Source organism: Pseudomonas bharatica CSV86 (assembly GCF_000319305.2).
GTDB lineage: Bacteria > Pseudomonadota > Gammaproteobacteria > Pseudomonadales > Pseudomonadaceae > Aquipseudomonas > Aquipseudomonas bharatica.
Map to the genome: position 1 here is coordinate 547,660 of NZ_AMWJ02000002.1, position 13,854 is coordinate 561,513.

Annotated in this window: 11 protein-coding genes and 1 pseudogene; all 12 read right to left on the reverse strand. The window is 65.7% G+C overall.

Going from position 1 to position 13,854, the window contains the following annotated elements; all coding sequences use genetic code 11:
• Positions 1 to 12 precede the first annotated feature (12 nt).
• The 12 genes and pseudogenes from pseG to rfbF all read right to left on the reverse strand — a co-directional run bounded on the left by pseG (position 13) and on the right by rfbF (position 13,750).
• Positions 13 to 1,479, reverse strand: coding sequence for a UDP-2,4-diacetamido-2,4,6-trideoxy-beta-L-altropyranose hydrolase (gene pseG, locus CSV86_RS16195; protein ID WP_009402898.1), 1,467 nt, complete (start codon positions 1,477 to 1,479; stop codon positions 13 to 15).
• On the reverse strand, positions 1,476 to 2,192 hold the full coding sequence (gene pseF, locus CSV86_RS16200; protein WP_009402900.1) for a pseudaminic acid cytidylyltransferase: 717 nt from the start codon (positions 2,190 to 2,192) through the stop codon (positions 1,476 to 1,478). Before pseF ends, pseG begins: the two co-directional genes overlap by 4 nt.
• Positions 2,189 to 3,343 (reverse strand): UDP-4-amino-4,6-dideoxy-N-acetyl-beta-L-altrosamine transaminase, encoded by a 1,155-nt coding sequence (gene pseC, locus CSV86_RS16205; protein ID WP_009402902.1) that lies wholly within the window; start codon positions 3,341 to 3,343, stop codon positions 2,189 to 2,191. The genes pseF and pseC overlap by 4 nt, the downstream gene beginning before the upstream one ends.
• Entirely contained in the window at positions 3,340 to 4,341 is a 1,002-nt protein-coding gene (pseB, locus tag CSV86_RS16210) for a UDP-N-acetylglucosamine 4,6-dehydratase (inverting) (protein ID WP_009402904.1), read from the reverse strand. The genes pseC and pseB overlap by 4 nt, the downstream gene beginning before the upstream one ends.
• Before the next feature lie 158 nt (positions 4,342 to 4,499).
• Positions 4,500 to 7,379, reverse strand: coding sequence for a TIGR00180 family glycosyltransferase (locus CSV86_RS16215; protein WP_009402906.1), 2,880 nt, complete (start codon positions 7,377 to 7,379; stop codon positions 4,500 to 4,502).
• A gap of 79 nt (positions 7,380 to 7,458) precedes the next feature.
• Positions 7,459 to 8,190 carry a cephalosporin hydroxylase family protein gene (locus tag CSV86_RS16220; RefSeq protein WP_009402908.1) on the reverse strand — a complete coding sequence of 244 codons (732 nt, stop codon included), beginning with the start codon at positions 8,188 to 8,190 and terminating at the stop codon, positions 7,459 to 7,461.
• Positions 8,191 to 8,210: 20 nt separating this feature from the next.
• Complete coding sequence (locus CSV86_RS16225; protein ID WP_009402910.1) at positions 8,211 to 9,284, reverse strand: class I SAM-dependent methyltransferase; 1,074 nt, start codon at positions 9,282 to 9,284, stop codon at positions 8,211 to 8,213.
• Positions 9,274 to 10,131: an NAD-dependent epimerase/dehydratase family protein gene (locus tag CSV86_RS16230; RefSeq protein ID WP_037061269.1), complete on the reverse strand. Its 858-nt coding sequence runs from the start codon at positions 10,129 to 10,131 to the stop codon at positions 9,274 to 9,276. Before CSV86_RS16230 ends, CSV86_RS16225 begins: the two co-directional genes overlap by 11 nt.
• Before the next feature lie 5 nt (positions 10,132 to 10,136).
• Positions 10,137 to 11,360, reverse strand: coding sequence for a class I SAM-dependent methyltransferase (locus CSV86_RS16235; protein WP_009402912.1), 1,224 nt, complete (start codon positions 11,358 to 11,360; stop codon positions 10,137 to 10,139).
• Positions 11,357 to 11,917 (reverse strand): dTDP-4-dehydrorhamnose 3,5-epimerase family protein, encoded by a 561-nt coding sequence (locus CSV86_RS16240; protein ID WP_009402913.1) that lies wholly within the window; start codon positions 11,915 to 11,917, stop codon positions 11,357 to 11,359. Before CSV86_RS16240 ends, CSV86_RS16235 begins: the two co-directional genes overlap by 4 nt.
• The gene (gene rfbG / locus CSV86_RS16245; RefSeq protein WP_037061271.1) at positions 11,914 to 12,996 is read right to left on the reverse strand and encodes a CDP-glucose 4,6-dehydratase; all 1,083 of its coding nucleotides are present in this window, start codon (positions 12,994 to 12,996) and stop codon (positions 11,914 to 11,916) included. Before rfbG ends, CSV86_RS16240 begins: the two co-directional genes overlap by 4 nt.
• Positions 12,978 to 13,750, reverse strand: a pseudogene (gene rfbF, locus CSV86_RS16250) (glucose-1-phosphate cytidylyltransferase). Before rfbF ends, rfbG begins: the two are co-directional and overlap by 19 nt.
• Positions 13,751 to 13,854 lie beyond the last annotated feature (104 nt).

Here is a 13,854-nt window from a genome sequence, read left to right on the forward strand (position 1 = left end):
CCGCCCCCCAGATCAAAACTGCTCATGCGAAAAATCCTTGAATAACCGTTCGAAATGGCGTTCCGACCGGGAGTAGCCGGCACCACGAAAAAGCTCTATGGAGGCCTGATTGTCCGCCAGCACCTCAGCCTCGATCACTCGCACCTGCGGCCAATGCTCGGCCAGCGCCCGCTCGCCGGCGGCCAGCAGCGCCCTGCCCCAGCCCAGCCCCAGACGCCCCTCGAACAGGTACAGCGACACTCGCGCCCGCGTTGGTTCCAGGCGGTCATAGCGCAGCATCCCTACGGCGCCATCGCCAGCCTCGCCAATCAGCAACAGGCGCTGATCGTTGTCGAGGGTCGCCCGCAGCCAGCGGCAATGCGCGCCCCACTCCAGCGGTGCCTGCTGGAGCGAGCCACGACGCACCGCCTCGGCATTGCGCCCGTCGAACAACAGCCGTGCATCCTCGAACCTTGCCTGGCGCAGCTGCAAGCCCGGTCCGAGCAAGGCCACTGCGACCCGCTGTGCGCCCAGGCCATCCACCCATTCCCGGCCGCGCGCGGCGAAGTGCTCACGCAGCGGCGCGTTTTCCAACAGCAAGGTGATCGCCTGGCGCAAGGCCTCCACCGATACCTGCGCCGCCATGCCCAGATACAGATGCACACCTGCACGGGCAAGGACTTCGGCATTGGCCGACTGATTGTCGGCGACACTGATGCACAGGCTGGGCAAGCCCATGGCGGCACGCTCCCAGGTGGTTCCGCCACCGGCGCCGATGAACAGCGTGGCAGCGGCCATGCGTCGGGGCAGATCGTCGACGAAAGCGAGCAATTGCCAGTCGGGCCGCTGGACGACCAGGGCGTGCAAGGCCGGCAGATCCGGTGACGATTGCCCGGCGATGCACTGCACCTCGATGCCTTCGATGCTGGTCAGCGCCTGGAGGGTTTTCAGGGTCATGCCGGACTGGTCGAAACCGCCGAAGCTGACCAGTACCCGTCGCGCAACATCGACCGGCGCCCTGCCCTGACGGAATTCCGGGCGCAACAGGGCGTAGCGCGGCCCGGCGAGGATCCGACAGGCGTCAGGTACAAGTGGGCGGTAGATCGCAGCACTGGCGGTAGCATTCTGGTCGAGCAGCAGGTCGCAATCGTGGGTGCGATCCGCCAGGTCGTCGATCACCATTACCTGCCGGGCCCAGCGCCGTGCGGCACGCTCCCAGGCGGCGCCAAGCCCATAGTGGTCGACGATGAGCCAGTCGAACACCCTGTCCGGCGCCAGCAAAGCGGCCAATTCGGCGACCTCGTCTTCAGTATCACCCGGCAAGGCGAACACCTCGTGCCCCTCGCCGCGGATCCGGGCGATTTGATGCCCCGGCAGTTCACGACAGGCAAAGGCCACCGTTGCCCCCAGGGCTGCCAGTTGCTCGGCGAGGGTCAGGCACCGTGCGACATGACCGATGCCGATCATGGCACCGGCATCGGCGCGGATAAGCACCCTCACCCCGGCAGCTCCCCGGCAGCGAGCAGCGCGGCATGGAGAAATTCGGCACGGCGCCAATCTTCCTCGGTATCGATGTCCTGCACCAGATGGCGCGGCAGGATCACCGGCAGGCTGCATTCGGAAAACAGCACATCACCACGCAGCCAGGCTGCGGCACGGCCCCAGTAGAACTGCCCGGCATCCTGGAAGGCAGGCGGCAGGTCCTGCGAGCGGGTTTGCCGGTACTGCGGATACAACGCGGTCAACGCACCGTCCTCGTTCAGGCCAAGGGCACGCTGCACGGGAAAACCGAATCCGCAGACAGAGAAAGCAAAGGAACGCTCAGCATGTGCTTCCAGCAACTCGCGCCCTTCACGCAGATAACGGCTCTGCAACAACGGCGCGGTGGCGTAGATACAGCAGGCCAGCTCGGCGTGATAACCCTGCTCCTGCAGGGTATGCAAGGCATGCACGATCACCGCGGCAGTGCCGGCGTGATCATCAGCCAATTCCGCCGGGCGCATGAACGGTACCTCGGCCCCCAGGGCCCGGGCCACTTCGGCGATTTCGGCGTCGTCGGTGCTGACCATCACACGCTCGAACAGACCACTGTCGAGGGCGGTTCGGATCGAATGCCGGATGATCGGTTCGCCGCGAAACGGCTTGAGGTTCTTTCGCGCAATACGCTTGCTCCCGCCACGGGCCGGGATGATCGCCACCACGCCACGGGTCATGCCAACACCCGACGCAGGCTATCGACTACCTGCTCCTGCTGGGCATCGCTCAGGTCCGGGAACAGCGGCAGGCTGATGGCCTGGCGGTAATAGCGCTCGGCCTCGGGGAAATCCCCGTCGGCAAAGCCCAGCTCGCGGTAGTAAGGCTGCAGATGAATCGGGATGTAGTGCAGGTTGACGCCGATCCCCGCAGCGCGCAGCGCCTCGAAGACCTGCCGATGCCGACTCTCCAGGCCCTCGCCCAGACGCACCACGTACAGATGCCAGGCCGACTCGGCGCCGTCCTGCTGCGTCGGCAACTGCAAAGGCAATTCGCCCAGCAGGCGCTGGTAGCGCGCCGACAGCTCGCGACGGCGGGCAAGAAAGTCATCCAGCCGGTTCAACTGGGACAGCCCCAGTGCCGCCTGGATATCGCACATGCGGTAGTTGAAGCCCAACTCGACCTGCTGGTAGTACCAACCGCCATGGCTTGGTTCGCTCATGCGTGCCGGATCACGGGTGATGCCATGGCTGCGCAGGTCACGCAGGCGTTGGGCCAGGCCCGGGTCGTTGCACAGAACCATGCCACCTTCGCCACTGGTGACGATCTTCACCGGATGGAAGCTGAACACCGTCAGGTCGGCATAGCGACCGCTGCCCACCGGCTCACCGGCGTAACGCGCACCCAGGGCATGGGCGGCGTCCTCGATGACCCGAAAGCCATATTCCCGGGCCAGCCGGGCAATCTCGCCCATGTCGCAGCTCTGCCCGGAAAACGCTACCGCCACCACGACCTTGGGCAAGCGCCCCAGTGCGCGCGCGCGTGCCAGCTTGTCGGCCAGGGCGCGGGCGTCGAGGTTCCAGGTCAGCGGATCGATATCGACGAAATCCACCTCGGCGCCGCAATAGCGTGCGCAGTTGGCCGAGGCGACAAAGCTGTTGGGGCTGGTCCAGAGCAGATCGCCAGGGCCGAGCCCGGCAGCCAGGCAGGCCAGGTGCAGACCAGCGGTGGCATTGCACACCGCAACCGCATGACCGGCCTGGCAACGCTCGGCCACGGCCCGTTCGAAGCGCTCGAGGGTCGGCCCCTGGGTCAGCCAGTCGGAGCGCAGCACCTCGACCACCGCATCGATATCCGCCTGATCGACGTTCTGCCGGCCGTAGGGAATCATGCCGGCAACCGCGCGTGAAGCTCGGCGATACCCTGGATGGAGAGGAATTCCGGGTTGGTATCGGAGCGGTATTCGAAGTCTTCCGCCACCCGCCGGCCCTGCTCGCCAACACCATCCACAGCGAAATCGGCATCGACATTGTTGAAGCGGATCGATGGCTCGATGGTGAAGTGGTCGGCGAACTCCAGGGTCATGCGCGCATCATCCAGCGGGATCATCAGCTCGTGCAGCTTCTCGCCGGGACGGATGCCCACCACCTTGTGCGGCAGTTCCGGCGCCATGCCCCGAGCCAGGTCGACGATGCGGATGGAAGGGATCTTCGGCACGAAGACTTCACCACCCTGCATGCGCGCGAAGCTGTCGAGAACGAACTGCACGCCATGGTCGAGGGTGATCCAGAACCGGGTCATGCGTGGATCGGTGATCGGCAGCTCGTTGGCGCCTTCGCCGATCAGCTTGTTGAAGAACGGCACCACCGAGCCCCGCGAGCCAGCCACGTTGCCGTAACGGACCACGGCGAAGCGGGTTTGCTGGCTACCGGCGACATTGTTGGCGGCGACGAACAGCTTGTCCGAAAGCAGCTTGGTCGCACCATACAGGTTGATCGGGCTGGCAGCCTTGTCGGTGGACAGGGCGACGACCTTTTCCACGCCATTCTCGATGGCCGCGGCAATGATGTTCTCCGCGCCATTGACGTTGGTGCGGATGCATTCGCTGGGGTTGTACTCGGCGGCAGGCACCTGCTTCAGAGCGGCAGCATGCACCACATAGTCGATGCCGCGCATGGCCTGGCGCAGGCGCTCGGCATCCCGCACATCGCCGAGGAACCAGCGCATGCAGGGTGCGGTGAAGCTTTGCTGCATCTCGTACTGCTTGAGCTCGTCGCGGGAGAACACCACGACACGGCGCGGCCGGTACTGCGCCAGCAGACGCGTGATGAACGCGCGACCGAAGGAGCCGGTACCGCCGGAGATGAAGATGGACTTGTCGTCGAACATGCCTGGATCCTGGAGCGCAGTGGGTCTGGGTCGGGAAACCAACGGTTTTCTGACCCCGACCCTGTTTATGCAAGCTCGAAGCAAGATGCAGGCCAGCGGAACAGGCGCCGCGCCAGCTAAGACTCGCATGGCTGGCGCAGAACCTGGCGGGAACGGCTTCAGCCGATCAGCGCTTTCCAGTCGAACGCCGCTTTCGCCGGGTCCAGGCGCCGCCCGTGAGCGGCGCTGCTCCAAAGCCCGGCCCACTTGCCGCGCAACGCCGCGAGGGCAACCTCGTCCTGCGGCAATTGCCCCGGATGCACCACCTGCACCTGCGGCGTCCACACCGTCAGCAGCCCGGCTTCGGCCACTTTCAGGCACAGGTCGACATCGGCGTAGGCGTCAGCGAACCCGACCTCATCCAGCCCGCCCAGGGCGCGGAACACCTCGGTCCGCACCATCAGGCAGACGGCCGAGACCGCCGGGTAGTTCTGCTCTACCGCAGCCTGGCCGAGATAGCCGGTTTCATCCTTCTTCAGGCCGACATGCGCAGCCTGCACACCGTCCGCCGTCAGCATCAACCCGCCCTGGGTCACGTTGCCGGCAGCATCCAACAGCTTGGCGCCGACGATGCCGACCTCCGGCCGCTGGGCCTGGTTGAGCAACAGTTCCAGCCAGTTGGCATTGACCACCTCGGCGTCAGGGGCCAGCAGCACCAGGTACTCACCGCTTGCTTCGGCGCTGGCGGCGTTGATCAGGGCCGCTTCGCCAAGCCGCTGCGGGCTCTGCAGGACGCGTACGCGTCCACCGAGCTGCTGCAACTGCTCGAGCCATTGCAGGTGCGCCGGCGACTGGCTGGCGTTATCGGCGACCAGCACCTCGTAGCGCAGGTAGCGGGTACGCTGCAAAACGCTTTCCAGGCAACGCTGCAATGCCTCCTGGTTGTCCTCGCTGCGCAGGATGATCGACACCTGCGGTCGCTCCAGGTGGCGATAGTCGATGCGCAAGGCCCCCGGCAGCGCCGAGCTGACCTGGGCCTTGTAGCCACGCGCGGCCAGATGCCGGGCCAGGGCCTGGCGGGCATGTTCGTTGTGCTTGAGCTCCGGCGCCCGGCTGATCAACAGCGGCTCGTCGAGGTGGGCGAGACCGTTCAGGCCGCCCTTCTCGATCAGGCGCAGGAGCAATTCGTATTCCAGCGCCTCGCTGAATTCGCTGGCGAAACCGCCCGCCTCCACCAGCACTTCGCGGCGTACCAGCCAGTGCCGTGCCATCAGCGGCGGCAGGCTCTGCAGCAAGTCGAGGTTGATGCCGGGGCGCAGCAGTTCACGCCAGGCACCGCCGGACAGTTGCTGGATCTCGTCCACTGCCACGGCACGGCAGTCCGGCGCGTCGAGCAGCTCCAGGCCGGCACGCAGCAAGCCGGTTGCGGTGAACTCGTCACCGGCCTCGGCCAGCATCAGCCAGTCGCAGCTACTCTGGCGGGCGATCTGGTTGATCTTGTCGACGTAGTCGTCCTTGCTCACCCGGACGAAATGCAGGGTGCTTTGCAGGCTGGTCATGGCCGGCAGCGGCCCGGTGGTGAAGACAATGATGCGGAACGAGCGGCTGACGCCGTTGATCAGGCTGTCGAAGGTGGCCTGCAGCCTGGCTTCGTCATGCTCGAGGTTGAGCAGGAGGATGCCGATCTGCGGGCCACCCTGATGCTGCTTGAGGTGCGCGGCGACGGCTTCGCGGCTGGCCGGGTCGGGCTGGCGCGCCTCCAGCCAGTCGAGCAGGCGTCCGGATGGCTGGGCGCCGAGCAGCGCGCGGCCGCCGTCGCTGGCCACGGCTTCCAGGCGCCGGGCCCATGCCTGCAACTTGCCGGCCTCTTCGGTCTCGCCATCGTCATGCAGCAAGTCAGCCAGGCGCTTGACGACCGCCAGGTTGTACGGCGCGGCCTTGAGCGCTTCGCGGGCGCGAGCGATCTGGCTGAACGCGTTGTCCTCGGGGTGCACGGCAAGCAGGCGTTCCTGCTGCAGCCAGATCGACTCCAGCTCTTCCTGCTGCACGCGGCCCGCCGGCAGGGCATGCAGGAGGAATTCGATTTCGCCCAGTCGGTCGAAGAACGCCTGGTTGTAGAACGGCAGGTTGACGTACTGGGTCGGCAGGAACTTGTAGGTCGATGCTTCGCCGGGCCCATTGACGTGGGAAGAGAAGACCGGCTCGATGATCAGCGAGCGACCACCGGCCAGGCCTTCGTACATCAGGGCGAAACTCTCCCGGGCCAGGGCGCGCAATTGTTCGCGCTCGCCCTTGAGCGGTGTCTCGAGGCCGGCCAGCACGTCGCTGAATTCCTCACGGCTGGCCACCGAGGCCGGGTCTGGGAGGGCCAGGGCGTAGGTGACCTCGGTATTGTGCTCGGAGGCGCCGTAGTTGGCTTCGCGCACCGCATAAGGGATCGGCAGCATGCGCGCCTTGGCACTGGCCAGCAGGAACCAGGTGTGGCTGACCTCCAGCCATTCGAAACGCAGGTTGTCGGGAATCTGCGCGGCCCAGTCCTGCAGCAGCGAGGTGCGGGTCACCGCGTAGAACGGCGGGATGAAGGCGTACAGGTAGTCGAGGATGCGCTGTCGCGGGTCGTCGCTGGCGAAGTCCTCCTGGCCGATCTTCTTGTCGCGGCGGTAGTAGTTGATGTGCCCCGCCTGGGCCAGGTACATCATGCTGTAGCCCTGGCACATGCCGTAGTCCGGATGGGCTTCGAGGAAGTCCAGGGACTCGCCGATGGCATCGGGCAGGATGAAGTCATCGTCGGCGACCAGCGCCATGTAGGGCGTCGTCACCAGGCCCAGGCCGTGCTTGATCTTGGCCTGGAAGCCACGGTAGTCGAACTGCGGCAGGTGCCGGTAGTCGACCCGCGGGAAGCGCTCGGTGATACCGGCAGCCGGCTCCGGCGAGGAGTCGAGCACCAGCAGGGTGCCGGGAAAGTCCTTGTAGTACTGCAAGGCGCGGCGCAGGAAGCCGGGGCGCTTGTGGGTCAGCATGACCAGGGTGAACTGGATGTTCAGGGCAGTGCTTGGCATGTGGGTACCTGACGGGAAATCTGCTGTGTGCTCTCGGGCCCCATCGCTGGCAAGCCGGGGCCATTAGGGTCGGTAAAAGTCAGCGCACCCGGCGCAGGTAGCCATCCGGCGCCACGCTGATCAGCAGCTTGTCCTGCATCTGCTGGTCGATTTCGAAATCGGCGTTTTCCTTGAGGTATTCCCACACCGCGGTCTTCGGGTTGTCGCCCGGGCCCCAAGGACGGTCCGGGAAGAACTCCGGCGGCATGTCCTCGACCACGGTATCCATCACCACGCAGTAGCTGCCCACCGCCACCAGCGGTGCGTAGGCACGCAGTTCTTCGAGCACGTGCTCATGGGTATGGTTGGAATCCAGCACCAGAATTACCTTCTTGCCTTCGGCGAAGGCGCGCACGCGCTCCACCACCGCCGGATCGATGCTCGAACCCTCGATCATGGAAATGCGCCTGGCCATCTGATGGCTTTCGATGGCCTCGCGGTTGTGCGGGCGGATGTCCAGGTCGATGCCCAGCACCTCGCCATGGCCCTGCAGTTCCAGCAACGAGGCGTAGTAGATGATCGAACCGCCGTGGGCGATGCCGCATTCGATGATCAGGTCCGGCTTGACCCGCCAGATGATCTCCTGCATCGCCAGCATGTCCTGGGGCAGCTGGATGATCGGCCGGCCCATCCACGAAAAGTGGTAGCTGTACTTGTGCTTGGCCGACTCGTTGAAGAAGTCCCGGGCCAGGCCCTTGAGCTGCTCGTCCTGGCCCTGGGCCTTGATGCCGGCCTCGCATTCGGCTTCGAAGGCCTTGATAACGTCGGTCATGGTGCTGTCTCTCCGGGAAGTCATTGAAATGCGGCGCTGTCGACGGCGTGGTAGACGAACCGGTCGGCGGTCATGCGGCGGATTTCTTCGAGGTAGTTGGAATTCATCACGAACAGGTTGGCGCCGTCGGGCAAGGCGGCCATGGCCTCCTGCGGCGACGAAACGCGCACGCCGCTCAGCGGCAGGTAGCGGCCCTGCTTGGCCGGGTTGATATCGACCACCTGGTCGACCGCCACCCCGGCACGCTGCAGGAACAGCGAATAGATCACGCCCTTGGACGACGCGCCCCAGATCGCCGAGCCCTTGCCGGCATCGCGCCGCACGATCTGCACCGCACGTGCCAGGCTGGCATTGAAATCAGCCGGCAGGCGCAGTGGCTCGGCCGCGCCATCGTCGAGGCGGCGCAGGCTGGCGAGGTCGGCGACCACGTACAGGTATTGCTCGCCGAACAGGCGCCCGGCCTCCAGCACACGGCCGAACAGGCGCTGCAGGTCAGAGAGGCGGAAGTAGTTGACGTGCTCGTAGAACAGGTCGAACCAGGCCTTGTGCTCGATGATCCAGTCCAGGCACGGCACTTCGATGTAGATCAGGCCGGCGTTGCCGTTGGCCCGGGCGATCTCGTGGAGGAAACCCACCGGATCGGCGATATGTTCCAGCACATGGCGCAGCACGATGGCATCGGCGCGCAGGTCCAGTTCGGCGGTGAACGGCGCCTTGATCACGTCGGCGTTGTCGCCTTCATAGGCCGGATCGATACCGGTCACGGCATAGCCACGTTCGCGCAGCAGTTCGAGGAAGTACCCCTTGCCGCAGCCCACTTCGATCAGGCTGTGGCCCTTGAAATGGCGGGCAACGATGGCCTCGACATCGTTCAGATGACGTTGGAACTGCCCGGAATGGGCCTGCTCGTTCTGGTAGTCGCTGTCGTAGCTGAGCTTGTCGGCATCGAAGGCATCGTTGAACACCAGGCCGGTGCGAGCGTCCTGCACCAGGCGCATATCGGCGCTGGCACTGGCCCGGGCGCTGGCGGCATCGGCGAATGTGCGGTTCTGCAGCACCGGCAAGGCATCGGCGCGGTACAACTCATGCTTCATGTTCTGCTCCCAGCAAGGCATGCAGGCGTCGGGCATCGCCCCAGAAGGCCATGGGCTCGTGCGCCGGATAAGGGTAGTGCCCCAGGTTCAGGGCGATCCGCGAATCCCGCGCGGCGCGCTGGCGCTCCACCAGGCTGCGTACCGCTATCGGCTGGCCGCTGCAAATATTGACCACGCCACTGAAATCGCGCCGTTGCAGCAAAGTGGCGAGATGTGCGGTGGCCGTCTCGACGGGCAGGAAATCGCGCAATTGCTCGCCGGCCGACATGTCGAATTGCGCCTGCCCCGCGTCAATGGCCCGGTCCAGGGCCGCCAGCAGGCTGTTGGGGTTCTGCCCCTCGCCATGCAGGTAGAACAGCCGCGCCCATTGCAGGGTGAACGGCACCTGCTGGCGCAAGGTGTCGAGGAACAGATGCAGGCTGTGCTTGGCCAGGCCGTAGGCATTGGCCGGCCGGCATTCCAGGGTTTCGCTCAGCGGGCCGCTCTGCATGCCGTACTCGAAGCAGGTGCCGGTGACCTGCACCTGCCCTACCCCGGCCTCGACGGCGTGCTTGATGAAGCGGTAGTCGGCCATCAGGTTGTGCTCCAGATGGAACAGCCCCTGGTAGTTGGGCAGGCCCGGCCATGCCAGGTGGACCAGGGCATCGACGCCTTCGCACAGGGCAGCGACATCGGTGCGTGGATCATGGATATCGGCGGCCACGAACCCGACCCGGTCGAACCATGGCAAGGCTCGCGCCGGCGCCTGGCGACGGGCCACCGCGCGCACCTGGCAACCACGGGCCAGCAATGCAGCAACCAGGTGCCGCCCGACAAAGCCGCTGGCACCGGTCACCAGTACGGTCATCGCGGTCACAGGATGGTCAGCTCGGGCACGGCGATGACGAAACGTCCGCCCCATTCACGCACCAGCGCCTGCTGCTCGCTGACTTCCTTGAGCAGGTTCCACGGCAATACCAGCACGTAGTCCGGCTGCTCGGCGGCCAGGCGCTCCGGTGCGACCACCGGAATGCGGCTCCCGGGGAGGAACTTGCCCTGCTTGTGCGGATTGGCGTCGGCCACCCAGGCCAGCAGGTCGGCGCGGACCCCGGCGTAGTTGAGCAGGGTGTTGCCCTTGGCGGCAGCGCCATAGCCAACCACGCGCTTGCCCTCGGCCTTGGCCTGGAGCAGGAAGCGCAGCAACTGGTGCTTGATGCGTTCGGCGGCCGGGGCCAGCGTCGTGTAGAAATCGACAGTGGTTACTCCAACCTTGTCCTCCGTGTCGAGCAAGGCCTGCACCGCCGGCCGCAGCGCCTGCGGACCATCGACACGCTGCACGTAGACCCGCAACGAGCCGCCGTGGGTCGGCAACTCCTCGACGTCGAAGATCTCCAGGCCGTTGCGCTGGCACAGGGTGCGCACCGCCGTCAGCGACAGGTAGGAATAATGCTCGTGGTACAGGGTGTCGAACTGGCTCTCGGCCATCAGGCTGAGCAGGTGCGGGAATTCGAAGGTGGCAACCCCCGACGGCTTGAGCAGCGTGGCGAAGCCGCGCAGAAAATCGTTGATGTCCGGAACATGGGCGAGCACGTTGTTGGCCGCCATCAGGTCGGCACTCCAGCCCTCGCCCACCAGTTGCGCAGCCGCCTGTTCGCCGAAGAATACCTCGCGAATGTCCAGGCCCTTGTCACGCGCGGCCTGGGCGGTGCTGCGGGTCGGCTCGACGCCGAGGCAGGGAATGCTGCGCGCGGCGACGTATTGCAGCAGGTAGCCGTCATTGGCGGCGATTTCCACCACCCGGCTGTGCTCGTCCAGGCCGAAGCGCGCGCTCATGTCCTCGACGTACTGCCGGGCATGGGCCAGCCACGAACTGGAGTAGGAACTGAAATAGGCGTAGTCGGCATCGAACAGCGCGTCGGCGCGGGTGTAGTCCTCGGTCTGCACCAGCCAGCACGCCTGGCACACGCCAACCTTGAGCGGCACCCAGGCCTCGGCAGCCGCCAGTTGCTCGGCGCGCAGGTAGGCATTGGAAGGCGGCGCGGTGCCCAGGTCGATCAGGGGCAGGCTCAGCGCTGCGCCACAGCCACGGCAATTCATGCAGGCACTCCGGTGAAATGATGATCCAGCCAGGGATGGGCCTCATCCCGGGCCGACAGATTCTTGACAGGCAGCGGCCAGGCAATGGCCAGGCGCGGGTCATGCACCGACAGCCCGCCTTCGCGTCCCGGCGCGTAGTCCGCACTGTGCAGGTAAAGCAGCTCGGCCTCTTCGCCGAGCACCTGGAAACCGTGGGCGAAACCGGCGGGGATCAGCAGGCTGCGACCGTCACCGGCCTTGAGGTGTTCGGCATGCCAGTGCAGGAAGGTCGGCGAGCCCTCGCGCAGGTCCACCGCCACATCCCAGACTTCACCGCGCAGGCAGGTGATCAGCTTGGCTTCCGGCTGCTCGCCCTGCTGGTAATGCAGGCCGCGCACCGAACCCTGGCCGAGGGTGTGCGAGTGATTGATCTGGCGAATGTGCAACGGCACGCCCAGGCCGGCCAGGCTGCCTTCGCAGAACAGCCGGGAAAACTGCCCGCGGGCATCGCCGTGGCGCTTGTGCTGCACGCTGTAGAGCCCGGCCAGCGGCAGGGCATGGAGTTGCAGGTCGCTCACGACAGCTCCGCGTACAGGTTCAGCTGATCCAGGGTAACGGCGCGCATCTCGTCGCCACGCTTCCACGCCAGGTGCCATTGCAGGGTGTGCTCCAGGCACTCTCGCAAGGACCAGCGGGTGCGCCAGCCGAGCAGTTGCCGGGCACGACCGCTGTCCAGGCGCAGCACGCCGGCTTCATGCAGGTCGCTCGGCTCGACGCGCATGCCCGGCGAGTCCGGCCATTGCCGCGACAGGTGCGCGACCACATCGCCAACGCTGCACATATCGCCTTCGGCCGGGCCGAAGTTCCAGGCACCGGCGAAAACCGGGCCCTCGGTATACAAGCGATGGGCCAGCAGCAGGTAGCCCGCCAGCGGTTCGAGGGCGTGCTGCCAGGGGCGGACCGCCTGGGGATAGCGCAAGGTCACCGGATGCCCCGCATCCCAGGCCTTGAGCACATCGGGGATAAGGCGTTCGGCAGCGAAATCGCCGCCGCCGAGCACATTGCCAGCCCGCGCCGTGGCCAGGGCGAGGCCATGCTCGGCGTGGCTGGCCGGCGGGAAAAAGGACGCCGCGTAGGATTGCGCCAGCAGTTCGCAGCAGGCCTTGCTGCTGCTGTACGGATCGTGGCCGCCGAGGGCTTCGTTCTCGCGGTAGGGCCATGGCCATTCCTGGTTGGCATAGACCTTGTCAGTAGTGACCAGCACCACCGAGCGCACGCCGCCGACCTGGCGAATGGCTTCGAGCAGGTTGAGCGTGCCCATCACGTTGCTGGACCAGGTGCCCAGCGGATCGCGATAGGCCTCGCGCACCAAGGGCTGCGCCGCCAGGTGCAGGACGATTTCCGGCTGCGCCTCGGCCACCACTTCGAGCAGGGCGCCAAGGTCGCGCAGGTCGCCACGGGCGTCCTTGATATCGCGGCCGACCTGGGCCAGCTCGTACAGGTTGGGGCCGGGTTGCGGATCGAGGGCGAAGCCGGTGACTTCGGCGCCCAGTTCCCGCAGCCAGAGTGCCAGCCAACTGCCCTTGAAACCGGTGTGACCGGTCAGCAGTACGCGCTTGCCGCTCCAGAACCCGGCATTCAGGCCCACTGTTTCCATGGGGCCTCCCCGCTCTGCCACAACTGTTCAAGATGATTCTTGTCGCGCAGGGTATCCATCGGATGCCAGAAGCCATCGTGCTGGAAGGCGTTCAGTTGATCCTCTGCCGCCAGCCGGGCCAGGGGCTCGGATTCCCAGGAGGTGTGATCGTCGATGATATAGGGCAGGACCTTCGGCGACAGCACGAAGAAACCGCCGTTGATCCAGCCGCCGTCGCCGCGGGTTTCTCGATGAAGCCGCTGACCTTGTCACCGTCGCGCTCAAGGGCGCCGTAGCGTCCCGGCGGTTGCACGGCGGTGACCGTGGCGAGCTTGCCATGACCCATGTGGAAGTCCACCAGGGCGCCGATATTCAGGTCGGACACACCGTCGCCGTAGGTGAAGCAGAAGGCCTGCTCGTCTTCCACGTAGCGGGCGGCGCGGCGCAGGCGGCCACCGGTCATGGTTTCCTCGCCGGTGTCGATCAGGGTGACCCGCCACGGCTCGCTGTAGTTCTGGTGCACGTCCATGCGATTGGCACGCATGTCGAAGGTGACGTCGGAGGTGTGCAGGAAATAGTTGGCGAAGAAATCCTTGATCGCATAGCCCTTGTAGCCAAGGCAGATGACGAAATCGTGGATACCGTGGGCCGAGTACTGCTTCATGATGTGCCAGAGAATTGGCTTCCCGCCGATCTCGATCATCGGCTTGGGCTTGAGGTGCGATTCCTCGCTGATGCGGGTACCCAGCCCACCGGCCAGAATTACTGCCTTCATGTCCTTCCCCTGTCGTCGCGCACGGCTGCAGCGCGGGATTTATGGCGATAGGAGGGGGACTTGCAGGAAACGCGCCAGATTTGCAGCGCCCTTTCGGGCCTCAT

What these genes read in the sequence shown, in the direction of transcription:
- CSV86_RS16215 (WP_009402906.1), bottom strand. Translation starts at nt 7,379, where the DNA reads ATGCCAAGCACTGCCCTGAACATCCAGTTCACCCTGGTCATGCTGACC.
- pseF (WP_009402900.1), bottom strand. Translation starts at nt 2,192, where the DNA reads ATGACCCGTGGCGTGGTGGCGATCATCCCGGCCCGTGGCGGGAGCAAG.
- CSV86_RS16230 (WP_037061269.1), bottom strand. Translation starts at nt 10,131, where the DNA reads ATGACCGTACTGGTGACCGGTGCCAGCGGCTTTGTCGGGCGGCACCTG.
- rfbG (WP_037061271.1), bottom strand. Translation starts at nt 12,996, where the DNA reads ATGGAAACAGTGGGCCTGAATGCCGGGTTCTGGAGCGGCAAGCGCGTA.
- CSV86_RS16235 (WP_009402912.1), bottom strand. Translation starts at nt 11,360, where the DNA reads ATGAATTGCCGTGGCTGTGGCGCAGCGCTGAGCCTGCCCCTGATCGAC.
- pseC (WP_009402902.1), bottom strand. Translation starts at nt 3,343, where the DNA reads ATGATTCCCTACGGCCGGCAGAACGTCGATCAGGCGGATATCGATGCG.
- pseB (WP_009402904.1), bottom strand. Translation starts at nt 4,341, where the DNA reads ATGTTCGACGACAAGTCCATCTTCATCTCCGGCGGTACCGGCTCCTTC.
- CSV86_RS16220 (WP_009402908.1), bottom strand. Translation starts at nt 8,190, where the DNA reads ATGACCGACGTTATCAAGGCCTTCGAAGCCGAATGCGAGGCCGGCATC.
- CSV86_RS16225 (WP_009402910.1), bottom strand. Translation starts at nt 9,284, where the DNA reads ATGAAGCATGAGTTGTACCGCGCCGATGCCTTGCCGGTGCTGCAGAAC.